The sequence below is a fragment of the Flavobacterium sp. HJJ genome (genome assembly GCF_015351475.1).
Lineage (GTDB): Bacteria > Bacteroidota > Bacteroidia > Flavobacteriales > Flavobacteriaceae > Flavobacterium > Flavobacterium marginilacus.
This window is the reverse complement of the sequence record NZ_JADKPR010000017.1, coordinates 13429-37540: the sequence shown is the minus strand read 5'-3', so window position 1 is coordinate 37540 and position 24112 is coordinate 13429. Positions and strand designations below refer to the sequence as shown.

Genomic DNA, 24112 nt, shown 5'->3' with positions numbered 1-24112 from the left:
GAAGCAAATTCATCTATGAAACTCCGACTTGGCTCAAACTGACAATCTATAAAGCTATTCTTAAATTAATTTTGTTAGGTAAACATTAGAAATTAATATTTTTTCCAAAATTTAAGTGTTTTTTTCAAATGCTGCTTTTTGACGATGCCTATTTGAAATTCTTTTGTATAATGAAGCATTTTTTCATAGATAAGAGATTCTGATTCCTCTATAAATTTAGCATATTCATTACTCATAATCGCGATCATTTCAGGTTTTGGCGTCAATCTTCTCAAGTTAAACATCCTCATTTCAAATGACATGGATTGATGAAATTTCATCCGGTTTAAATCAACCAAAAAGAAATCATAATTCCCATCACTCCTTTTTTTGATTAATGTATTCCCTGAAGAATGATCTATAAATTCTATTCCTTTCTGATGTAAATCGTATGAAAAACGCGTAAACTGACGTAGGATATTTTCATGATCTGGATAATCTGGAATTTGAACCAATTCTCGATAAGTCAAATCACATTGCAGATGTTCACTGGCATAATAACTGTCTTTCAAACCGATCCAATTATAATTTTCGAGATAAGCAATTGGTTCTGGTGTTCCAATGCCTTTTTCCAATAAAAATGTAGCATATTCAAAAGAACGTCTCGCCTTCGATTTTCTAAAATATTTGTAAGCTACTTTATTAATCAAATTTGGAATCTTGAATGATTTGATATTTACTGTCTTTTCATCTAATTCAAATAATTTGATAATATTTCTTTTGCCGTCACCGAAGAGTGTGCCGGACATATTAAATCTACTAATATCCTTAATTATTAACGAAGTGTAATTTTCAAAAATTGGGTTTATCTTAAAATTCTTCACAGGAGTTCTTTATAAAATCACAAAAGTAGACATAGAATTTTAGACTTCAAATTATTATTGTATTTTCGTAAAAAAAATTAATGTCAGACGCAAAAAGTGTATTTTTAGAAACACATAATATTAATAATAGAGCAACTGGTCTAGGAACTTTTAATTACGAATTAATTAAAGGTTTACATCAGCTCAATTTCGAAAATTTAGATCTTTGTCTTAATTCTGGAAAACCAAAATTACTTAAAAATGAATTTGGCGACGTATTTAAATACCATAAATATATGTCTCTTCATAGATACAAAGCCTTTAGGCCTATGGCCAAATTTGATTTATGGCACTCCGTAAATCAAAATTCCAAACTTGAACCAAGAGTAAATACTAAATATCTCCTAACAGTTCATGATGTGAATTTTGTCGAAGAAATATCATCAGATATGAATCACAAAAAAAACCAGCTTTTTATTGAAAAATTGAATAGAGCAAATGCTATTACATACATTTCTGAATTTGCAAAAAAACAAACGCACGATTATTTTAAAGTACCGAATATCCCTGAATATATTATTTATAACGGAAACCCTATTTCGACATTATTAGATACTTCTGCATTTGTAAGCAATGTACCTGTAGACAAACCTTTTTTCTATACAATTGGAGATTTTATTGAAAGAAAAAATTACACATCAATTATTAATATGATGAAATTGATGAAAGATTTTAATTTAATTATTTCAGGGAATAACACTAAAAAGTATGGTCAAGTAATCAAAGACTTAATTAAAAAAAATAATCTTACAAATCAAGTTTTTTTAACGGGGAAAGTCAGTGATGAAGGAAAGCAGTTTTATATGAAAAACTGCATCGCTTTTCTTTTTCCATCTATAAGAGAAGGATTTGGCTTACCTCCTATTGAAGCAATGAGTTTTGGCAAACCAGTATTTTTATCTAATAAAACGTCTTTACCTGAAATTGGCGGAGAAATGTCGAATTACTGGAGTGATTTTGATCCAGAATATATGAAAAACGTTTTAATTGATGGGTTAGATAATTATGAAAACAACAAAAGCGTAATTGAGGCTGAAATGAAAAAAAGAGCAGCAAGTTTCGATTGGAAGATTGCTGCATCCAATTATTTAAATATTTACAAAGAAATTCTAAAATAGGTTCGAACTCACCCAATCTAAAACAACATTAAAATGGATATTTTGACAACTTTTCTGTGTAAGCACAGTTACTTAAATAAATATTTAAACCATTGCCCAAAATTTTTCTTTAAAATATAAAAAGAAGATGGAATTAATTTCTGTCCATCAAAGTTTTTGATAATCACATCAATAGAATCACCTTCTATAAAGTCTAACTTGTTCCATTTTTCAGGTTCTATATAAAAAAAGCCTCGCATTTTTTTATAGTTAGTTTTATTAACTAATTTCCATTTATTCATAAAAGAGACAATATTAACTTCATCGTTATGTCCCCAATTTTTTAATTTAAATTCTATTTCTTCTTCTGTTCTGGCTAGAGTTTCATGCCATATTACATTAGATGTATAAATAATTCTTTTACGGGTATTACGAGCTACTTTGTAACTTGGATAATTAGTTGCCATAAGTCCTCTTGTAACTTTATTTATATATAACAAACCATCATCAGTATACTTAAACATATTAATTAAAAATGCTGCGATCTGAATTTGATTCTTTTCAGGATTATCTAAAAAACTATCATATTTTCTTAAATCGGCTACGAATTTTTTAAAATTAATAAAATATTCATCACTATCTACTTGTATAAGCCAGTTTCCTATTCCCATTTTAAGAGATAACATATGCCTCTCCCTATTATCATTTTCAATGGCAGAAAGTTCGGAAACATAAAAATCATCTCTGTAAATAGTAACTTTATTTTGAACATCATATAGCTTCAACCAATCGAAAAACTTTTCGTCTACATCAAAAATTTCGCCTGACCATGTACGAAAATCTTTGTCAACAGCAATAAAAATAGCATCAGATTCTTCATAAACCAATGGTATTGAATTCTTTAATTTATCATAATCATAGGAAAGTAAAAAACCTACATGAATTTTTTTCATTTATTAATTTTTAGATTTAGGCAAAAAAACCATAATAACATTTAATATTCCTTTTAGTACTATCCAAGCACCAGCAAAGTCCCGAATATACAAAAATTGCTGTACCCGTTTAGAATTTAATTCAGACACCAATATATAGTCATTAACGAAAAGAGGAAAATATTTTTCTAAAGTTTTCTTTCTTTCATCATTTGCAACATGCTTGTATTTAGCTATTGAAGATATTCCTGTAAAATCAAAATTACTTATAGCTGTTTCTAAATATTTATAAGGTACATTTTTATGACAAATAGCATAAATAAAAAACTCCCAATCTGAAGCAATCTTATAATCTTCATTGTATAAAAAAACATCATAAAAAAGTTTTCTTCTAATAAAAGAGGATTGATGGCTTAAAGTACCTGAATAGAAAAAGGAAAAAGAAAGTTTTTCAGGATATGTTTTCTTTTTTATAGAATTGGGCTTTACTCGATAATAATCGCCATAATAAATATCATATTTATCCGTAAGCTGATTTTCAATTTTTTCCAGCACTTTTTCATTATAAAAAGTATCTCCGCTATTCATGAAGATAACAAATTCAGAATGAGCAGCTTTAATCCCTTTATTCATTGCGTTATAAACACCTTTGTCAACTTCACTAACCCAATAATCAATTTTATCTTTATATTGTTCAATTACTTGAACACCTCCATCAGTACTTCCTCCATCAATAACGATGAACTCAAAATCCTGCCAAGTTTGATTTATAACACTCTCAATGGTTTTTTTTAAACCTTCTTTGTCATTATAATTAATGGTAATAATCGCTAGTTTACTCATAAATAGCTGCTACTGATATTTTTTTATTCAAATTAGTGATTCCTTCAGAGCAAGTTTAATAGAACATTTCCATTCAATATCAATTTTTATTAGGCTGATTTCTTGAATGATTCTAATTAAGTTAGTCGAATCGGTTAAATTCCATAGTGCAATCTACAAATATTGATCAATCTGTTACTCATTAAACAAAAAAATTACCTGTGAACCACACTCCTTTGTAAAATAACAATTCAATAAAACGAGCATCATCTTGCTCTATAATTACTGTCAATAGATGCTTTCGCTCTCATTTGGTTATACCATTTTCAACTGCTTTTCTTATGTAATAACAAATATTGGATCTTATAAAATAAAAAACTAAATTTCATTTACAACTTCACAATATAATTTATAACATTTTTCTGCGGCATCATTCCATGTAAATTTTTGGGCTTGAATGAATCCTTTTTGAATATATTCAGAACGAAAAATATTGTCATTCATTACTTTTTCTATTTTACTCTTTAAATCCTCGGAATTGTTAGATTCAAAATAGATTCCTGCATTACCTGCAACTTCAGGAAACGAGCTGCTGTTCGTTAAAACAATCGGGCAGCCACAAACCATTGATTCTAAAACTGGAATACCAAAACCCTCATACATCGAAGGAAATACAAAACAAACCGCATTTTTGTAATAGGCATTTAATTCTTTTTCTTTGAAATTTCTTTGTATTATTTTTTTCTTTAATCCTAAATTAACAATGAAATCATTCTCCACTTTGGAAAAACTACCACCGCCTGCACAAACTAAAAAAAGTTCAGAATTAGCAAGTAACATCTCTTTTATTGAATTAACCATAAAATGAAATCCTTTATAATTCTTCCTCTCCCCAACAAATAAAATATACTTTGACGGCAAATCAACTTTGATATTTACATCTATTTTAATCGAACAGCCATGATAAATAACAACAATTTTATTTGAATCTATTTTGGGATAAAGTTTAATAATATCTCTTTTTGTATTTTCAGAAACAGCAATAATTTTAGCTGCTCTTTCCATCAATAAATATTTATTTTCAATTGTATTTTCTGTATCTTCTAGAAAATACGCAGGAAACAATTCAGAAATCATATCGTAAACCGTCAAAACAAAAGGTTTTGAATCAATACATTCTAAAAAATAAGGATTATAATATGTGGGTATAAATAAATCGAATTTTTCTTGATCAACAGATTTGATTACTCTTTCAAAAGAAAGTTTTTTAATTCTTTTCCTCTCACTAATTCCAAAAAAAGAAAGTATTTTACTAATTCTTAAATTCCTTTCTTGACTTTCTGTTACCAAACTGCTTCCGTTAAAATACACATTCTTTGTAGCATAAAGCGGAACAGAAATGTATACATTTGGTTTTTTAGAAAGAATGGAAAAAATTTCTGTATAATACCTTGAAATCCCACCGTACTTTTGACTATTAAAAATTTGAGGATCTAAGAGTATTTTCATAAAATATATTTTAGCCAGTTGCTGCTTTCAACGGGAAATTATCTAATTTAACCATTCTCATTATTAGATTACACTTCTAAAAAACAATATTTTAGAAATAGTATTGTAAATTAATTTGAAATTGCATATTATACTTATCATTTGCATGTATATATTGATAATTATAAAGTTTTGAAGTATTGATTTTAGCTTGAATACCTAAATTTCCATATCTACGATAAGCATAGGCATTAATTGCTAGATCGACCCATTTGTAACTAAATTGATAAGGTGTAAAAGCATCATAGTAAAAGTCAAGATTGTGTGCATAACGTTCAAACTGAATACCCAAAGAGTTACTCTTTTCCCAAAAACTGAAATCTAAAGTTTGCAGATTACTACCAGGTCCAATTCCTGCCCCTAAAACTTCTCCTCTATTTGTAAAACCCTGAAGAATAATACTGTGTTCATACCAAGCTCCTGCTGGCCTTATTATACGATCTGCAGTTTGCTCCATAGTAGTAATTTCAACATTACATTTTAAATACTTGCTTTTATTTTCATTTATCATAAATATCTTACTAAATCCCATTATATAGGCTCTTGAATGTTCAGGATTTTGAAACATATCGTAATAATCCAGAGGGTAATCATTCTTTCCATACTCTCCGTATAATTCAAATTTAGATTCTTTCATTACCCACCTTAAAAATACAGATGCTATTTGATCTCTATTTTTTTTATCTTCCCCCTCATTTCCTCCTACACTCTTCTTTTGTATAGGTAAAATTACAGGAAAGTAATCAAGAAAACTACCTCCTAAATCTCCATTATATATCTGAACCGATCTGTTTAGCCCTAAAAACAAACCTGGAACCCATTTTGGCTGATAACTTATACTCACAGCGTTTATGTAGCGCCACTCGTCTCTTTTAACCACCTCATAATCAACTCCATCTATAATGAATTGTGATTTAGGACTTTTTATTCCTGAATTTTCAAGTTTTCCAGAAATTAATTGAAATTCAAAACTTCCTAAAAATGTTTTTACAGGTTTTCTAGTATTGAAAGTAGCGTGAAGAAACCCTGGAGCATTATTACTCATAATGAGTGAATTTCTTTGACCAGGTCCCCACCATAAATTTTCAGTTGATATCCCTGCAGACAAACTATTAAAATTAAAACGAATGCTGCTTTGCCCCCAACCAAAGCGGCTATATGACTTATCTCCAAAAGGAACAGGTAAATCAGTAGTGTTAAGATAATACAAATGTGCAATTCTTACAGCACTTGTAATTACTTCATCCTCTTCTGTCGGAAAAATTTCAAAATTAGGATTCGCTGCAAATACATATTCTGGACGCAGCTGAACACTGAACATTCCATATTTTGCATATAATCCTGCACTCATAAAAGATTGATACCCCTTAGCTGGTATCATTATACCATCATTCCAACCGTATGGAGCAAATGTATTATATTGTTGCTTTAGCGTAATTGGCAGTAAACTAAATTTTATTTTTTCTGTGTCAATTAAATTGTATTTTACTTCAGAAGTATCTATTGACTCAACAGCTAAAGGTCGGAGTGCAAAAGATATTAAAGGGTTACCTTTGTCTAAAAGCTGATTATTTCTGGCTCTTTCTTCCATCATGTTATTATCAATAGACCCTACAGATATATTTTGGGCATTGATGTTATTAAAGAAAATTAGGAAAAATAAAAGGTGGGGGAATAATTTCATAATTTTTAATAGTAAGTGTATTCAACTTTTTTATGGTCTCTATCTTAGTTTTTTTTTTCGTATAATCTCTTTTAAATTATCAATTCATTTAAAAAACAAAAAAGCCACAAAAGTACCACATTTTTATCAATTCTAACTCTGCTAATTATTTTTTTCCATGAATTAAAAATACTGATAAAATAAAATTCTATCAAATAAAACAAAACTTAGAATATCAAAAAAATGAGACAAAAAAAGCATGTTATAAAAATACTCTTGTTCAACATGCTCTTATGCTGAGAAAATCACATTGAATAATTTTCTTCACTTAAATCCAAACGCCTCTATTTTTACAAAAAAACCTTCATTTTAATAACTTCAAATAAATATCTTTGCAACTTATAAAATAAAAATGGACGTTAATCAAGAAGTACACAACGCATTTGAAGTCATAAAAGAAGGCGGAATCATACTCTACCCTACTGACACTGTTTGGGGAATTGGTTGTGATGCAACTAACCCTGAAGCGATTGCTAAAATATACAAACTCAAACAAAGAGCCGAAACACAAAGCATGATTTGCCTAATGAATGGCGAAAAAATGGTCTACAATGTTTTCAAGGAAGTTCCAGAAGTTGCTTGGCAAATCATCGATTTATCCGAAAAACCAACAACATTAATTCTTGATCAACCACGAAACGTCGCTCCAAATATTATTGCTCCTGATAATACATTGGGAATGCGCATTGTAAAAGAACCGTTTTGTTTCAAACTTATGGAGCGTATGAAGAAACCATTGGTTTCTACTTCGGCTAATATTTCTGGTCAGCCAACTCCAAAAAGTTTCAAAGAAATCAGTCCCGAAATTATAAAAGGCGTGGACTATGTTGTAAATTTGCACCACGATAAAATCAACGAAAAAGCATCTACAATCATTAAATTAACTAATGATTCACAGGTAAAAGTGATCCGCAAGTAAAATTACCGCAAATTCGCAAATTATTTTAAAATTTATGAATGACGACTACTTACACAAAGATGAAAGCTATTCTATTGTTGGAGTTCCTTATGAAGTACATAAAAATCTTGGAAAAGGATTTTCCGAAATTGTATATAAAGATGCATTAGAATATGAATTCACCCAACTCAATATTCCATTTGAAAGAGAAAAAGAGTTTTCCGTAAGTTACAAAAACACAACATTGAAACATAAATTTTATGCTGATTTTGTAATCTACGATAAAATAATTCTTGAAATAAAAACAGTTGACTGCTTCAACAATAGTCATTACAATCAATGTTTAAACTATTTAAAAGTATCAGGAAATCAATTGGCAATTCTGGCCAATTTTAACTTGATATCGTTAGAATACAAACGAATAGTAAAATCAAAAAGTTAATTTGCGAATTTGCGGTTAAAAAAATGAACTACACAAAAGCCTTAAATAATAAAATTTTCGAAGTCATTGCGCAGGCTTCCCAAGAACTTAATGTCGAAAGCTATGTCATTGGCGGTTTTGTCCGTGACTTACTTTTAAAAAGGGATTTCAAAAAAGACATTGATGTTGTAGCTGTTGGGAGCGGAATCGAATTGGCTTTAAAAGTTTCTGATTTGCTTCCTAAAAAACCAAAAGTTCAGGTTTTCAAGACGTATGGAACCGCAATGTTGCGCTTTGAGGATACCGAGATCGAATTTGTCGGAGCTCGAAAAGAATCCTATAATCAGGACAGTCGAAATCCAATTGTAGAAAACGGAACGCTGGAAGACGACCAAAACAGACGCGATTTCACAATAAATGCGTTGGCTTTATCTTTAAACCCAAACACTTTCGGAGATCTTTCTGATCCTTTCGGAGGTATTGCCGATTTGGAAAACAAAATCATAAAAACACCTCTTGACCCCGATATCACCTTTTCAGATGATCCTTTGCGAATGCTTAGAGGGATTCGATTTGCGACTCAATTGGGATTTGAAATTGACCAAAATTCATTGGATTCGATTACCAAAAATGCCGAGCGCATCAAAATAATCTCGGGAGAACGAATCGTTGAGGAATTAAACAAAATCCTTTCGACCGACAAACCTTCTGTTGGATTTTTATTGTTGTACAAAACAGGGCTTTTGGACATTATCCTTCCGGAACTGACCGCTTTAAATCAAGTTGAGGAAATCGAAGGACATACACACAAAAATAATTTTTACCATACACTTGAAGTAGTTGACAATATTTGCCCAAACACTGATGATGTTTGGTTACGCTGGTCGGCCCTTCTTCATGATATTGGAAAAGCACCAACTAAACGCTTCAACAAAAAACAAGGCTGGACTTTTCACGGACATGAATTCCTAGGTGGAAAAATGGCTAAAAAGATATTTGAACGCCTGCATATGCCGTTGAACCACAAAATGAAATTTGTGCAAAAAATGGTTATCATGAGTTCCCGTCCAATCGTTTTAGCACAGGACATAGTGACCGATTCAGCCGTACGCCGTTTGGTTTTTGATGCCGGCGAAGACGTAGAAAATTTAATGACACTTTGCGAAGCGGACATCACAACCAAAAACCCGAATAAATTCAAAAAATATCATAAAAATTTTGAAATCGTTCGTCAAAAAATCGTGGAAGTCGAAGAACGTGACCATGTGCGTAATTTTCAACCGCCAATTTCCGGTGAGGAAATTATGGAGATTTTCGACCTAAAACCATCACGCGAAATCGGACAGCTTAAAGATGCTGTAAAAGAAGCTATTTTGGAAGGAGAAATCCCCAATGATTATGATTCTGCTTATGCTTTTGTATTGAAAAAAGGGGAAAAGCTAGGATTAAAAAAAGTTTAAGGAATGTTTTCTGTCACAGTTTAAAAAATCCTTAATTTTATAAAAATTTAGATTTATGGATACTGATAAATTAAAATCGGAATTAATAGCTCAAATTACTGCAACCAATGACAGTATGCTTTTGCTTAAAATAAAAGAAATCATTGACTCTCACCAATCAATTTTATCTATCAATGAGCCAACTTCAGTATACGAAAAAATAGTTCCTGAAAAAATCTATGTTTTTAACGAATGGCAACAAAAAAGAATTGACATTGCTTTAAAACAAGTTGAAAATGGAGAATATTTAACAGAAGAAGAAGACCAAAAAGAAATGCAGAAATGGTTCGAAGAGGAAGAAAAATTATTTGGACAATAAATGCTGTACTCGCCAAGAAAAGTATTTTTCATTATTGGAACAATCGAAATAAATCAATTCTTTATAGCCAAAAATTGAATCAGCTTTTTACCTAAACATTGCGCAGAGTCGAAAATCATCCCGAAGCATCCATCATCACAAAAAAAGATAACATAAGAGTAATCTTGGTCAAAGATTATTATTTAATATTCGAAATCACAGAATCAAACATAAAAGTCCTAGATATTTGGGACACCCGACAAAATCCTCAAAATTTCCCAATAACATAAAAATGAAAAATAACAAATCCGTAATTATTTGGCTCCTATCAGGTTGCTTTTTAGTATTTGTAATGGTTGTCGTGGGCGGTATCACCCGATTGACAAATTCCGGTTTATCCATGACCGATTGGCATCTGGTAACCGATACGCTCCCTCCTCTTACAGAAGCCAAATGGCAGGAAGCTTTCGAGCAATACAAACAATTTCCTGAGTACCAAAAAATCAACATCCACAACGATTTTACCCTATCCGACTATAAATTCATCTATTTTTGGGAATGGTTCCACCGTTTCATCGGAAGAATAATTGGCCTTGTATTTATCGTTCCTTTCTTTTATTTTCTGTGGAAGAAAAAGATTGACAAAGCAACTTTAAACAAATGCTTTATACTCCTTGGAATGGGTGCTTTGCAGGGATTTTTCGGCTGGTTTATGGTTCGAAGCGGTTTGGTGGACAACCCGGACGTGAGTCATTTCCGCCTTTCGTTACACCTTACTTTTGCCTTTATCACGTTTGCTTATACACTTTGGGTAGCTTTAGATTTAATTTATCCTGACAAAAAAGCACCAAATATTCCTTTGAAAAAAATAGCCCGAATCACATTGATTCTCTTGCTCTTGCAAATCATCTACGGAGGTTTTGTTGCAGGACTCAATGCCGGTCTAGTACACAACCACTGGCCCATGATGAGTGACGGGCAATTCATTCACGAAAGTGTGTTCATCGAGCAAAAAACACTCTTCTTGAATCTTGTTGAAGGAAAAAGTGGTGTGCAGTTCGTTCACAGAACATTGGCATACGTAGTAGTGGGATTCATTCTGTTCTTATATTTCAAATGCAAAAAATCCAATCTCGACTCCCAACAAAAAAACAGTCTAAACGCTTTGGTTTTCATTGTATTCCTTCAATTCATTTTGGGCGTTTACACCCTGCTTTGCTACGTTCCGCTTTGGTTGGGCTTAACTCACCAAGTCAACGCTTTCTTTTTACTGACCGCAATGACTTATACTTTGCATCGATTGAGCAAATAGAAATATTTTTTTAGGAGCGAAAGAAGAGGCTTTATCAGCAGACATGGATTCCTGCTATCCGCTACAATCCTCCTGTGCCGAACACCGGCACAGGAGGATTTTCGCTTCTATCAGGGCTAAAGAGTAAGCAATAGTCTTCTTTGGAAATATTATTTTTCTGTTTCTCATGTCTTTGCGAGGAACGAAGCAAGCACAATTGTTTTATCCTCTTTACTTGCTTAATTTTGCGTGATTGCTTCCTCCCTCGCAATGACTCAACTAACTCAAAAAAATCCGTGTAAATCAGTGGCGTCCCTATCATTCGTGGCTAATTAACCTATTCCAACTTCCAAACGTAAATTCTAGGTTAAAAAAGCGTTATTTTTGCAGTTACACTTTATTATTCCACCCTAATTATTTGCTATAAAATGCCAAAACTCGCCCCAAAATATCAGTTTCTCGATCTTTCCGATTACGGCAGACCATTGGCACGTTTATGGGCAAATTGGCTAAAAAACACCCGCTTCACTCCCATACATGTAACCCTGATTTTCGGTGTTTCAGGATTGATTGCGATTTATTGCATTTTGCAAAACCACTACTTTACCGCGTCCTTTTTTCTGATTTTAAAATCAATAATCGATGCCGTGGATGGCGAACTCGCACGTGTCAAAAAAACGCCGTCCTATTCCGGCAGATACCTCGATAGTATATTCGACATTATTCTGAATTTTTTGATTTTCATGGCGATCTGTTATATATCCCAAACTACTTTTTGGCTAAGTCTATTAGCTTTCATTGGGATACAGCTTCAGGGTACGCTTTTCAATTACTACTATGTGATTTTGAGAAACCATTCGGCGGGTGGAGATGCAACTAGCCAAATTTTCGAAGATCATTCACCTCGTGCTTTACCAGGTGAAAGTCAAAAATCGGTAGATATTTTGTTTGCAATCTACACTGTTGTTTATGGAGTTTTTGACAAAATAATCCACACTTTGGACAGTACTGCTTACAAAGTAAAAACGTTCCCAAACTGGTTTATGACCTTGGTTTCTCTTTATGGATTGGGTTTTCAACTGCTATTAATTGCCTTATTATTGTCTTTAAACAGGGTTGAAATGATTGCTCCGTTTTTCGTCTCCTATTCGGTTTTGATTTTGGTTCTGATTGGAATCAGGAAAGTTTTTATAAAATCTGAGACCTAACAGGTTTTGAACACTGAAGTATGGCGAAGACCTTAAAAACTTGTTATTTAAATAATCTATTAGTCTCAAAGCATGTCATTACTGCGGATATATCTTTTGACCTTCATCAAATAAATAAGGAAAAGCAAAACCTTTTTCTTTGGATCTCACTTTTCATTGATTCAAAACTATCAGTAGGCTCTAAAGCCTGGTTATTTGGATTAATAGCCAATAAAATATAGCTCTGGGGTTTGTATTTTTTGACCAAAACATTAATCCTATCTTCATATTTCACAGCAAATGGGCAATGGTTACAGGTAAAAACAACTATGAACCTTTTGCTTACTTAAAATCAAACATACTATATGATTTACCATCAACTGATTTCAGCTTGAAATCGGTAGCTTTATCGCCAATTTTATAAGGTATTAGGTATATCTGTGATAAATCCCGTCATGAAAAAAACGGAAACAAACAATAAAAGACCTGACAAAATTTTCATAATTAGAAGATTTAATTAATATTCTTATTCACAAATTCATTAAGTTCCTTATAGCTCGAAAAAGACCTTTCAGCAAAAACTTTCTTCACACCATTCTGGATAATTAAAGTTGCCGGAATCGATCCTGACCAATCTTTACTCACTATAGGAAGCCAAGCATTATAATCTTTATCGGTAAGTAAAACAACCTCGGAATTGATTTTTCTGTTCTTCACAAACGGCAGTAATTTTGTCTCATACTGATTCTTGAAATCCAGACTTACGAGCACTACTTTTACCTTTTTGTTCTCCGAATTTAATCTCTCAAAATAAGGCAGTTCTTTAACGCAGGGAGCACACCAGGTTGCCCAAAAATTGACAACATAAGTGGTACTTTTATCGTTCAAAATCTCTTTTTCTAAAGTGATATAATTATCATAAACTGCCACTTTTTGAGCCACAATTACATTTGAAAAAAGAAGCGGAAAAATTAAATAGAGTAAATATTTCATCCTAAAATTTTATTTGTACTAATCCAACGAAAGTACAATCTTTAATTTTTTTAGGAAAATGATTAACAAAAAATTATCAGTCCGAATTAAATATCAGAAGGATAAAAACTTTCCTATGAAAAAAAACAGCTTTTGGTTTTTAAAAAAGAGAAGCTAGCTTTTCCAAAAACAACATTAATAGTCAGAAATGTTTTTAGAATTCCTAAGAAAAGAAATGCTAACATTCAATTCAAATCAACAAACTCACGAAACAAGCTGAATTTCAGCCGTTTTCAAACTCTTTTTTACCTAAAAAAGCATTATAAACAAAATCTATACAAACACACTAAACAACACAAATTCAATGTTTTAATAAATTTAGCTTAAATAATAAATATAAATTATTTTCAGCCAATCCAATTTTTGAAATCCGATACCTTTTCACGGCTTACGATTACCTCATCGTCCCTGTAAGTGGGTAAAATAATCTTTAATCTGGAGTTACTGTACACCGTTATTTCCTTTATGGCTTTCAGCGGAATTATAAATTTTCTGCTGATTCTGTAAAATTCGGCAGTGTCCAATTCCTGCTCCAAAACTTCCAAAGTGGAGTCTATCAAATAATTACGATTGTCGAAAGTATGAATATAAGTTCCCTTGTTTTCGCTAAAAAGACATTCAATCTCATCAGTAGAAATCACTTTGAGGTGCTGTCCTATTTTTACGGTAAATCTTTTTTTGAATGTTTTTTCGAAAGGGTTGGAGAACATTTTCCGGATCTGCTCAAAGTCAAACTGCATCGGTTCTTTCTGCGTTGTTTTTGAAAGCTGGAAACGGTCTTTGTATTTTATTACAGCCACTTCCAAATCATCCTCATCTATGGGTTTCAAGAGATAATCGATACTGTTTAATTTAAAAGCGCGCAGTGCATATTCATCGTAAGCTGTGGTAAAAATCACAGCGCTTTTTATTTCGATTTTGTCGAAGATTTCAAATGACAGACCATCCGACAATTGTATGTCTAAAAAGATTAAATCAGGATGCTCATTTTGGCCAAACCAATTCAGCGCTTCCTCAACTGAATGAAGCATTACTTCTGCCTTAATATTTATTTTTTCCAGTTTGCGCTGCAGCAGTCTTGCCGCAGGTTTTTCGTCTTCGATTATTATTGTGGTCATTTTTAAGTTATAAATTAGATATTAGGAGTCAAAAAAAAATACAGTTATCAGTTTCAGATTGCAGATTTTCAAATTTCCTTGATTACTGTCATCTACTTTCTAAAAACTGAATACTCCTTTTACTCCCACTTTTGGTTTTTCTCTTTATCCATGATTTCTTTGATTTTTCTTTCTTCCCAATCACTGCTAAAAAAGATGTTTCTTCCAAAGACCGATAATCCATGTGCCAATAAACCTACTCCCCAAAAAGCTGCTGTTGAAAAAGTTTCCCATTTTAAAAAAATTTCACTTCCTATCTCGCTTCTATTGAATGCTGACAAAATTATAAATGCATTCACGAGTACATAAACCAAGGCGTGTATATAAAATCCTTTGATTCTTTTTACCCGTTTATAAGCCAATTCATATCTCGTTTCCGGATTGAAGTTTTCATCCTGAAAATCTTCAAATAATTGTTTTCTATACCTTCTCATTGTGTGTGTTTTTAAATACTGAACTGCTAAGATTTTAAAAATTGTCCATAAAAAACTTAGAATCTTAGCCGCTTTAAAAAATTTATTCCCAAGTTTTTTTTGCCTGCTCTTCTTTTTCTATAAACTCCTTTACCTTTCTTTGCTCCCAGTCTTTATTAAAAAGCGGTGAAAAACCAAAAGCTTTCAGTCCATGCAGAACAATCGCTATGCCCCAGCCGAACAAAGAATACCAAAAATATAAATAGCCAGGCGATGTTAAAAGATTTACAGCTATCACAATTGGATTACAAAGCAGATAAACAGCAAGATGCTCATAAAACTTTCTAATTTCTTCTACTTTCTTTTTGGCTCTATAATAGCGGTCCTCTTCGGTATAATTTATTTCCATAGTAGTACTAACGTTTTTATTCCCAAGTCTTTTTTGCTTTTTCTTCTTTGTCAATCAATTCTTTAATTTTTTGCTCTTCCCAGTCTTTCCCGAAGAAAGGCAGGCAGTTAAAAACTTTTAATCCGTGAAAGATAACTCCCAACCCCCACCACATCAAAGGCCAATAAAACCATAAATGGCCAGGGCTTGTAACCAAATTTATTATCACTAAAAAGCAATTCACAACAATATAGGAAATCAGATTTCCATAGAAACCTTTAATTTCTTCCACTTTTTTTCTTGCATTATAATAGCGTTCCTCTCCTTCTTTATTTTGATTTTCCATTTTTACTGAATTTTATTTTTAAAAATTTATAACACTGACTGTTATTTCCATGTCTTTCTGCTGTTCTCTTTTCGCAAAATCTCCTGAATCTTTCTTTCTTCCCAATTAACGCCATATCCAAAAGTCTTAAACGCGTGCATTATTACTCCAAATCCCCAGCCTCCGGCAGAGAACCAAAACCAATGAAACTGTGGCATAAAAGTGAGGTTAACGAATATTAAAATCGGTATTATACAGCAATATGAAATCACATTGGCATAGAATCCTCTTAACTGCTCTACGCGCTTTTTGGCTCTGTAATAAGCACTATTTTCGCCATAAACTGCTGCCGTTTCCATAACACTGATTTGTTTGGTTAAAATTGGTATTTTGACCGTAAATGTTTTTTCATTTTGTTCTATTAAAACCTTTCGGTTAGTAATAATTCCGTAGCGGTCTACTATGTTTTGTAAACCTACCCCCTGACGGGTCTGCATTACTTCCTTTTTTTGAAAATCATTTTGAACCGCCAGATAATCGCCCTCAATAAATATTCGAATATGTAATGGTCTTTGTTCGCTTACCACATTGTGTTTAACCGTATTTTCCAATAGCAGCTGCAGTGAAAGCGGTACTACTTTTGCATCTGGATTTATAACTATTTCTGGCAATTCATAAAAAAGACTGTTTTCAAAACGCATTTTCAGCAGATTCATATATGTTTTGGCAAAAGACAATTCTTCGGCTACTGAAACCAGTTCTTTGTCTTTTTGTTCTAATACATAGCGGTATATTTTGGACAAAGAGGTTGTAAACCGCTGTGCATTATCTGGATTTTCCTCTATCAATGAACTCAAAACATTCAGACTATTAAAAAGAAAATGCGGATCGATTTGATTTTTCAGGGTTTCAAACTTTGCATTGGCATTTCCTGCTATAATTCTTTGCTGCTTTACCTCAGTTTTGGACGCCTGTTTCCATTTTACCATAAAGCTTCTGGCCTGCATAAAAGTCGAAACTCCCAAAGATAAAATAATGTAAAAAAGATGCACCCAGATCATTCTTTCACTAAAAAAATTCGCTAAAGGCTGGTTTTGGATAACTACAAAAACAATATAATTTACGCATAAAACAGCAGGAACTGTGTATAAAACAGTGACCAGGATTCCAAAATACACTCTTAAATTCGTTTGCTCCAGCCAATCCCATTTTCTGTCCAAAAGAACATTAAGAAAGCCATTCCCAAAACCCAGTCCGAAAGAGTAAAGACAGCTTAAAAGAAATGTTAACAAAACATTCCTTATATTTAAATCAGCTCCCAAAAACGCTGAGAATATTACTGTAAAGACCATAGAAATCTTGAAACACATAATTGTTCCGCTTCTCAAATTTCCAAATGTATTTCTATGATCTTTCATCCAATCAGTTTAAATTATTTTTTATTAAATATTTGAAAACAAAAGCTGTATGCTAATTTGTTTCAAAACTAATTTTCCAGTTAATTCCGAATCTATCATTAACAATCCCGTAATACGAACCCCAAAATGTTTTGTTCATTGCTAATTTAATTTTACCGCCCACAGAAAGCTTTTGAAATAATTTATCAGCTTCATTTTTAGTGTCTGCAGTTATAGATAAAGAAAAATTAGTATGAGAAATGTTTCCTTTATGGACTTCAGTATTATCAGCACCCATCAATGTTATCTGGCTGCTAATTGGCAGCGAAACATGCATAATTTTATTGTCCTCTTCTTGAAAAATGTGCTTTTCAGCTTGTGGCACATCTTTGTATCGTCCAATATATTTAAATTCAACCTCAAAAACAGACTTGTAGAAATTAAACGCTTCTTCACAATTGCCATTAAAATACAGGTACGGATTTACTGTTATCATATAATGTTCCGGTATTATTCAATTATAAAAATTAGTTTTACTATTTACAGTTTTTCTGGGCTTCCAGTGCTCTTTCCAATCCCCATTTTGGAGAAAAAGAAGTTTCGGGTTTAAAAGTAGCAAAAAGTTCGACAGCTTTATCAACCTGAACGCACAATGGTTTAGTGTCTACACCTGTCCATTTTGCGCCTCCCAGCTGATAATCAGCTTCACCAAAAACAGCTCTTGGATTATTTGGGTTTAATGATTTTGCCTTAGCATAATTCTCCATTATCTTGCCCGAATATTTTTGAGCGTTAGTCATTGGATCCTGCACAACCCACGCTGTATAAAGCAAAGCCTGTAATACATATAACTCTGAATTGCTTTGATCTTTTATAAATTCAACATCCAGAGCATCCTGCGCCTTTGTCAATAATAATTCAATTTTAGATTTGTCCTTTTCTGTAAAAGCTGAAGTTGTGTTCACCAAAGCAATATAATAATTTGGCAGCCAGCTGTTTTTTTCAGCCGAAGCAACTCTTTCAAACATAGCCGAAGCTTCTGCATTTTTCCCTTCTTTCCAAAGCCCAAATGCTTTGCCCATTCCTTGCTCAAATTGTGTTTGAGCGGCTAATAAACTGCTGATAAAAAATACGATTGTAGTGATAATTTTGGTCATGATATTTGATTTTTAGTTATTAATATTTTTTTTAATTAGTTACTTTTTTTGATGATTGAAACGATTATTAATTTATAGTCCAAATGTATTTCAGTTCTGACGGTTTAAAAATTTTAAAGTACCCAATTGTTGATTTTTGAGGATGAATTGCGGTAGAGATGTTGCACTGCAAAGTCTAACACAAAGAATATTTATAATTATGTCGAATTCGAACGTTGCGAATGCGTTTCCGTTCAAATATTGCGAAGGCATTGCGTTCACGTTGCGAAGACGTTGCGAAGACGTTGCGAAGACGTTGCGAAGACGTTGCGAAGACGTTGCGAAGACGTTGCGAAGACGTTGCGAAGACGTTGCGAAGACGTTGCGAAGACGTTGCAGTGCAACGTCTCTACAGTTGAAAAATTTATAAATTTTTCAACTGATTATCATTTTTATTCTGGCTGATGGTCCAGAAAAAACCAACAAAAAAGAATCTATCTGCGGTAGGTGTAACGGCTTGTCTGTTATAAACACCATTTGCATCGGGTAATTTTGCATAATCGTAACCGTAAACATTTTGGCTTCCTAAAACATTCGAAACAGAGAAATAAAGAATTTTTTGTGTAGTCAGTAAATAAGCCCAGTTAAAACTCAGACTGTTGTATGATTTTGTTTTTCCATTCATAAATTTTGTCTCATTTGGATTATTATAAGGCCTTCCTGTGCTGAAACTATTCGTGAATCCGATTTGTGATTTCCAGTCGGTGATAAAATATTTGGTAACAATAGACAAACTGTGATCAGCTATAAAACTTGGAGTCGCCATAGCTGGAAAATTTTTATAATCTCTTTCAGAATCAATGTAGGAATACGAAATCCAGTATTCTAAGTTTTTATATAAATTACTGTCTCTCCAGAACAAATCCAGTCCTTTTGCATAACCAGAACCATTATTGCTAAAAAGAGAGTTGTACTGAATATCTTTCGTATCATATTTAACCAAATTACTGTAATCCTTATAATACACCTCAGCTCTAAAGGTCTGGCCTGGTTTTGTAAACTGGTAATTCAGGATATAATGACTTGCCTTTTCACTCTCAAACTGATGGTATTTTGAATATTTGATATAATCAGCAACAGGAGTTTGTGTAAAATCTCCGTATGCAAAAGAAAACTGGCTGTTTTTAGAAACCTTATAAGCAACCGAAGCTCTTGGAGCAAGATTGGTTTCATTTAACAAATTGTTGTTAGAAAGCCTCAAACCAACCTTTAAAGCTAAATATTTAGAGAATAAAATATCTCCTTCGGCATAAAAAGCTGCAATGTTTGAATCGTAGCCATTTGAAACTTTAATATCATTGTTATTATCAAAATCTTCATTGAATTTTGTAATAAAGTAGTCTGCCCCAAAAGACAAATTAAAATAGTTCGAAAAATGTTTTCTCAGCTTTAGTTTCAATTGTGCCGCATTTTCATCGCTGTCTACATCATTTGTATTGTACTTCACTTTATTATTATTGTAACCATAACTAATTCCAGAAGTTAAATTCCAGCCTGTACCTATAGTTCCGCTGTATGAAGCATTCAGATAGAAATTATTATTGTTTAAATTGGTTCTGATTTTTTCTTCGAAATTTATATTTTCCTGATTCAAATCGAATTTAGATGAATCAAAAGCGGCATATAATTTAAATATTCCGTTCACAAAATGATAGCGATATACTGTTTCACCAGACAATGATTGGTAAGGACTATTCCAATCTACATTTTGAGGAATTACTGCCTGATAAGGTGCCAGATTGATGTACGCAGTGTTTACACTCAGTGAGCTTTTTTTCCATTTCTGAGTATTTCCTATGCCTAAGCCAACAGTCATTAAGGAAATATCTGTTTTATTCTGATCGGGCTCGTCCTGTGTATTCAAAAGCAAAACACTTGATAAAGCCTCGCCATATTCGGCAGAATATCCTCCTGTAGAGAAAGCAATTCCGCTAAACAAAAAAGGAGAAAAACGGCCGCGTGTCGGCAAATTATTGGTCGATGCACCATAAGGCTGTGCGACACGAATACCATCAACAAAAGTCTGAGTTTCGCTGGCTTCACCCCCTCGAACAAATAAACGTCCGTCTTCGCCTACAGTCTGCGTTCCCGGCAAAGTCTGCAAAGCAGCAACAATATTTCCGGCCGCACCTGCAGTTGTTACTATATCTAATGGTTTAAGAACCGAAACTCTGGCTTTATTACCAGACTCTAATGTCCCCGCAGTAATAACAACCGCATCAAGAGCATTTACATTCTCACTTAGTTCAATAATCTGATTTTTAAAATTAGCAACATCGATTTCCTGTTTATAGGTATCGTAAATCAAAAAACTTACTATCAAAAACTGATTTCCTGTCGAGGTTGTCTCAAAAGAAAATTCACCAGTTTCTGAACTCGTTGCTCCATCATACGTCCCGTCGATGTAAATATTAGCTCCCGCAACTGGCTTTCCTTTTTGATTGGTGATTTTACCCGAAATAGTATTTTGAGCAAAGATAAATGCCGTTGTAAATAAAAATGCAATTGTAAAAAGTAATCTGGTTTTCATACCTGTTGAATTTATTTGATTTTGGTCATCTATGTTATCGCTTTTTAAATATTTGCACACGCAGTTTTTTTGCAGCGATTTCATACTATTGATTTTGATGAGACAAATATATTTTAACAGATTTAGTTAAAAAATATTTAAAACCCCAACTGTAGAAATTCGGGGATGAGTTGTCAATTAGTTATTTGTATCTTAGCTATTAATTGCAAAAAATCATTGATATGTCAGAAAGTAACAGAATTTCAAATCTATATCAATCCATTTACAATGGAAATCCATGGCTTGAGGTGACTTTAGCAGATACTTTGAAAGATGTACCCGCAGAACACGCTCACAGAAAAATCAATCCCAATCTGAATACCATTTGGGAAATCGTTAATCATCTTATACAATGGAGAAAGAACATTTTGAGACGCGTCCAGGGAGAAACAGTGATAACACCGGATCATAATTATTTTGTCCCTGTGATAGATCCGTCCGAAGCTGCTTGGGCACAATCGCTCCAGACTCTGGCAAAATCGCAGGAATCGTGGAATGTTTTTTTTGAAGATTTTGATGATTCTGATCTGGCAAAAGTATATCCGGCAAATAATCATACGTTTTACGAACACATACACGGAATTATACAGCATGATGTGTATCATTTGGGGCAGATTGTCATTTTAAAAAAACTTCTCTAAGACTAACTTTTATGAAAAAACAGATATTAATTGCCGCTTTTCTATTCCTCAATTTAGCAGGTTTTGCGCAGGAAACCGATTCAAAATATGACGAAAAACTCGCCAAATCCCTAAATGCTGACGAATACGGAATGAAAAAATACGTATTCTGCATTTTGAAAACAGGAAGTAATACAACTGCAACCACCGAAGAAAAAAGCAGTCTTTTCAAGGGACATATGGCCAACATAACAAAACTGGCACAAGAAGGAAAACTTGTTGTGGCAGGGCCGTTTATGAAAAATGACAGAAACTACAGGGGCCTTTACATCTTTAATGTTGCTACAATCGAAGAAGCCAAAACGCTCGTCTCAACCGATCCTGCTGTAAAAAGCAATCTTCTGGAAGCCGAATTAACACCTTGGTACGGTACTGCAGCCTTGCAGGAAACTGTCAAGATTCACGAAAAATTAGCAAAAACCAAATTATAGTTTTAAAATAATGACAGCTGGTTCACGATTTTATCTGATGGATTATTTTAAAAAAAAATAGCACTAATCATCTGTTAATCCGGAACAGAACCATAATTTCTAATATGACTCATTTACATGATTAACATAAATAAAGTACACCACATTGCTATAATTGTTTCTGATTATTCAAAATCAAAAGAGTTTTACACTGCTGTTTTAGGGCTTACTGTCATTCAGGAAGTCTATCGTGAAGAGCGGCAGTCTTATAAATTGGATCTGGCTCTCAACGGCGATTACATCATAGAATTATTTTCGTTTCCTAATCCGCCAAAAAGAGTTTCCAGACCAGAAGCGGCCGGTTTAAGACATTTGGCTTTTGAGGTAACTGATCTGGATGAAACTATTGCTTTCCTGACTTCTAAAAACGTTGAATCAGAACCTATACGAATTGACGAAATGACCCATAAAAAATTTACTTTTATCACTGATCCAGAAGGACTTCCAATTGAATTTTACGAACGATGAGATTCCTAATTTAATAATTTTAACATTTTAAATAACAGTTTTTATTCTTTGATAATGGATTTGATTGCCTAAATTTGCGAATCTCATAAAAACGAGATTCAAAAAAACTTTCCTTGTGATGAATAAAACGGCTCAGATCAAAAAAAATCATCAGCTCATTAAACTCCGAAAATTAATTATAGTTTCCATTTTAATAGGCTTCCTTTCAGCCTTTTTAGGGATTTCATTAAAAAAAATTACGGAGTATTATGAAGAAATCTTTTTTCATCAGGTTACAGTAAATCCGATTTTTTACATCTTATTCCCTGTTTTTGGACTTTCGGTAATTTATTTTTTAAGACAATACCTTTTTAGAAAAAAAGAAAACAAAGGCATTAAGGAAGTTTTTGAAAGTACTCAGTCAAAATCCAAAAACCTGCCGACTTATAAAATTCCTTCACACTTTATAAATGGCATATTGACTGTAATTTTTGGCGGTTCCACCGGAATTGAAGTTTCTACTGTTGTCGCAGCGGCAACAATCGGTTCTGTAGCCCAGCAAAAAGAAAATGTCTTCCGTCAGTATAAAACAGAATTAATCTGCGCCGGAGTTGCTGCCGGAATCACAGCTCTATTCAGCAGTCCTATTGCCGGAATTTTATTTGCAGTCGAAGTTATTTCCAGAAAAGTAACCCGAGCTTTTATCATTTCAAATGGAATTGCTGTTGGAATTGCCTTCGGTTTGATTTCTATATTAAAAGAAGAACCTTTATTCAGTGTAGCTGTTACAGCCTGGCATTCAAAAGCGATTCCTTACTTCATTCTTTTAGGAGTTTTGGCTGGATTATATTCCGTTTATCTTACCCGATGCGTACTGTTTTTTAAAACCCAGTTTTCAAAAATCGAAAAACATTATTATAAAATCTTATTAGGATCAATTGTTTTAAGCGTTTCCTTATTCATTTTTCCACAGCTGTACGGAGAAGGCTACCACTCGCTAAAAGTTATTTTTGGCGATTCTGAAATTCCGTTAACAATAACTTTGGCACTCACATTTGCTGGAATATTAATTTTAAAACCAATTGTAACATCGATAACGCTGGCTTCTGGCGGTGATGGCGGTGTTTTTGCTCCCAGCCTTTTCATTGGTGCGTTTTTGGGTTTATTGCTGGCTTCTATTTTGAACACTTTTTTCAACACAGAGGTAATTCCGGTCAACTTCATGATCGTCGGAATGGCTGCAGTACTCAGTGCCAGTATTCACGCTCCTTTTACAGCTATTTTTCTGGTTTGCGGATTAACGAATGACTATACTTTATTCATTCCGATTTTGGCTGTCTGCCTGATTTCAAAATACACCGCAAAAAAGATTTATCCATTTACAGTTTATAGTTACTCAACAAGTTTAGCAAAATAACCA

At 33.0% G+C, this 24112-nt stretch carries 25 protein-coding genes; 11 read left to right on the top strand and 14 right to left on the bottom strand.

Translation table 11 applies throughout. The annotated features are described in order from the left end of the window. Positions 1-92 precede the first annotated feature (92 nt). Complete coding sequence (locus IRZ80_RS13885; protein WP_194642173.1) at positions 93-863, bottom strand: Kdo domain containing protein; 771 nt, start codon at positions 861-863, stop codon at positions 93-95. Positions 864-943: 80 nt separating this feature from the next. Here IRZ80_RS13885 and IRZ80_RS13880 point away from each other — a divergent pair, with 80 nt between their 5' ends. Continuing rightward, on the top strand, positions 944-2020 hold the full coding sequence (locus IRZ80_RS13880) for a glycosyltransferase family 4 protein (RefSeq protein ID WP_194642172.1): 1077 nt from the start codon (positions 944-946) through the stop codon (positions 2018-2020). Positions 2021-2088: 68 nt separating this feature from the next. On the opposite strand, the gene IRZ80_RS13875 is transcribed toward IRZ80_RS13880, so the two are convergent. The 4 genes from IRZ80_RS13875 to IRZ80_RS13860 form a co-directional block, all read right to left on the bottom strand. After that, a complete protein-coding gene (locus IRZ80_RS13875; RefSeq protein WP_194642171.1) occupies positions 2089-2952 on the bottom strand; it encodes a hypothetical protein in 864 nt (287 codons plus the stop codon). Between the two features lie 3 nt (positions 2953-2955). Beyond that, entirely contained in the window at positions 2956-3774 is an 819-nt protein-coding gene (locus tag IRZ80_RS13870) for a glycosyltransferase family 2 protein (RefSeq protein WP_194642170.1), read from the bottom strand. 357 nt (positions 3775-4131) lie between these two features. After that, a complete protein-coding gene (locus IRZ80_RS13865) occupies positions 4132-5262 on the bottom strand; it encodes a glycosyltransferase family 4 protein (RefSeq protein ID WP_194642169.1) in 1131 nt (376 codons plus the stop codon). Positions 5263-5353: 91 nt separating this feature from the next. Further along, the gene (locus tag IRZ80_RS13860) at positions 5354-6985 is read right to left on the bottom strand and encodes a capsule assembly Wzi family protein (protein WP_194642168.1); all 1632 of its coding nucleotides are present in this window, start codon (positions 6983-6985) and stop codon (positions 5354-5356) included. A 391-nt stretch (positions 6986-7376) separates the two neighbouring features. Between IRZ80_RS13860 and IRZ80_RS13855 the strand changes: the two genes are divergently transcribed. From IRZ80_RS13855 to IRZ80_RS13830, 6 genes are all read left to right on the top strand, one after another. Beyond that, on the top strand, positions 7377-7943 hold the full coding sequence (locus IRZ80_RS13855; protein WP_194642167.1) for an L-threonylcarbamoyladenylate synthase: 567 nt from the start codon (positions 7377-7379) through the stop codon (positions 7941-7943). A 34-nt stretch (positions 7944-7977) separates the two neighbouring features. Continuing rightward, the gene (locus IRZ80_RS13850; RefSeq protein ID WP_194642166.1) at positions 7978-8364 is read left to right on the top strand and encodes a GxxExxY protein; all 387 of its coding nucleotides are present in this window, start codon (positions 7978-7980) and stop codon (positions 8362-8364) included. A 23-nt stretch (positions 8365-8387) separates the two neighbouring features. Beyond that, positions 8388-9803 (top strand): CCA tRNA nucleotidyltransferase, encoded by a 1416-nt coding sequence (locus IRZ80_RS13845; RefSeq protein WP_194642165.1) that lies wholly within the window; start codon positions 8388-8390, stop codon positions 9801-9803. A gap of 55 nt (positions 9804-9858) precedes the next feature. Next, the gene (locus tag IRZ80_RS13840; RefSeq protein WP_194642164.1) at positions 9859-10161 is read left to right on the top strand and encodes a hypothetical protein; all 303 of its coding nucleotides are present in this window, start codon (positions 9859-9861) and stop codon (positions 10159-10161) included. 271 nt (positions 10162-10432) lie between these two features. Further along, positions 10433-11452: a COX15/CtaA family protein gene (locus IRZ80_RS13835; RefSeq protein ID WP_194642241.1), complete on the top strand. Its 1020-nt coding sequence runs from the start codon at positions 10433-10435 to the stop codon at positions 11450-11452. 407 nt (positions 11453-11859) lie between these two features. Then, a complete protein-coding gene (locus IRZ80_RS13830) occupies positions 11860-12639 on the top strand; it encodes a CDP-alcohol phosphatidyltransferase family protein (protein ID WP_194642163.1) in 780 nt (259 codons plus the stop codon). A 492-nt stretch (positions 12640-13131) separates the two neighbouring features. Here IRZ80_RS13830 and IRZ80_RS13825 read toward each other — a convergent pair whose 3' ends face one another. The 9 genes from IRZ80_RS13825 to IRZ80_RS13785 all read right to left on the bottom strand — a co-directional run bounded on the left by IRZ80_RS13825 (position 13132) and on the right by IRZ80_RS13785 (position 21056). Continuing rightward, positions 13132-13611, bottom strand: a complete 480-nt coding sequence (locus IRZ80_RS13825) for a TlpA family protein disulfide reductase (RefSeq protein WP_194642162.1) — start codon at positions 13609-13611, stop codon at positions 13132-13134. A gap of 386 nt (positions 13612-13997) precedes the next feature. After that, positions 13998-14768 (bottom strand): LytR/AlgR family response regulator transcription factor, encoded by a 771-nt coding sequence (locus IRZ80_RS13820; protein WP_194642161.1) that lies wholly within the window; start codon positions 14766-14768, stop codon positions 13998-14000. A 119-nt stretch (positions 14769-14887) separates the two neighbouring features. Further along, the gene (locus tag IRZ80_RS13815; protein ID WP_194642160.1) at positions 14888-15241 is read right to left on the bottom strand and encodes a 2TM domain-containing protein; all 354 of its coding nucleotides are present in this window, start codon (positions 15239-15241) and stop codon (positions 14888-14890) included. Positions 15242-15323: 82 nt separating this feature from the next. Continuing rightward, positions 15324-15629 (bottom strand): 2TM domain-containing protein, encoded by a 306-nt coding sequence (locus IRZ80_RS13810; RefSeq protein ID WP_194642159.1) that lies wholly within the window; start codon positions 15627-15629, stop codon positions 15324-15326. A gap of 16 nt (positions 15630-15645) precedes the next feature. Beyond that, complete coding sequence (locus IRZ80_RS13805; RefSeq protein WP_194642158.1) at positions 15646-15954, bottom strand: 2TM domain-containing protein; 309 nt, start codon at positions 15952-15954, stop codon at positions 15646-15648. A 41-nt stretch (positions 15955-15995) separates the two neighbouring features. Next, positions 15996-17351 carry a histidine kinase gene (locus tag IRZ80_RS13800; RefSeq protein ID WP_194642157.1) on the bottom strand — a complete coding sequence of 452 codons (1356 nt, stop codon included), beginning with the start codon at positions 17349-17351 and terminating at the stop codon, positions 15996-15998. Between the two features lie 52 nt (positions 17352-17403). Next, the gene (locus IRZ80_RS13795; RefSeq protein WP_194642156.1) at positions 17404-17826 is read right to left on the bottom strand and encodes a VOC family protein; all 423 of its coding nucleotides are present in this window, start codon (positions 17824-17826) and stop codon (positions 17404-17406) included. A gap of 40 nt (positions 17827-17866) precedes the next feature. Further along, positions 17867-18487, bottom strand: coding sequence for a hypothetical protein (locus IRZ80_RS13790; RefSeq protein ID WP_194642155.1), 621 nt, complete (start codon positions 18485-18487; stop codon positions 17867-17869). A 403-nt stretch (positions 18488-18890) separates the two neighbouring features. Continuing rightward, complete coding sequence (locus IRZ80_RS13785; RefSeq protein ID WP_194642154.1) at positions 18891-21056, bottom strand: TonB-dependent receptor; 2166 nt, start codon at positions 21054-21056, stop codon at positions 18891-18893. A gap of 221 nt (positions 21057-21277) precedes the next feature. Between IRZ80_RS13785 and IRZ80_RS13780 the strand changes: the two genes are divergently transcribed. From IRZ80_RS13780 to IRZ80_RS13765, 4 genes are all read left to right on the top strand, one after another. Next, positions 21278-21736 (top strand): DinB family protein, encoded by a 459-nt coding sequence (locus IRZ80_RS13780; RefSeq protein ID WP_194642153.1) that lies wholly within the window; start codon positions 21278-21280, stop codon positions 21734-21736. Between the two features lie 11 nt (positions 21737-21747). Then, the gene (locus tag IRZ80_RS13775) at positions 21748-22206 is read left to right on the top strand and encodes a YciI family protein (RefSeq protein ID WP_194642152.1); all 459 of its coding nucleotides are present in this window, start codon (positions 21748-21750) and stop codon (positions 22204-22206) included. A gap of 117 nt (positions 22207-22323) precedes the next feature. Then, complete coding sequence (locus IRZ80_RS13770; protein WP_194642151.1) at positions 22324-22713, top strand: VOC family protein; 390 nt, start codon at positions 22324-22326, stop codon at positions 22711-22713. Positions 22714-22831: 118 nt separating this feature from the next. Next, the gene (locus IRZ80_RS13765; RefSeq protein WP_194642150.1) at positions 22832-24109 is read left to right on the top strand and encodes a chloride channel protein; all 1278 of its coding nucleotides are present in this window, start codon (positions 22832-22834) and stop codon (positions 24107-24109) included. The last annotated feature ends 3 nt before the right edge of the window (positions 24110-24112 follow it).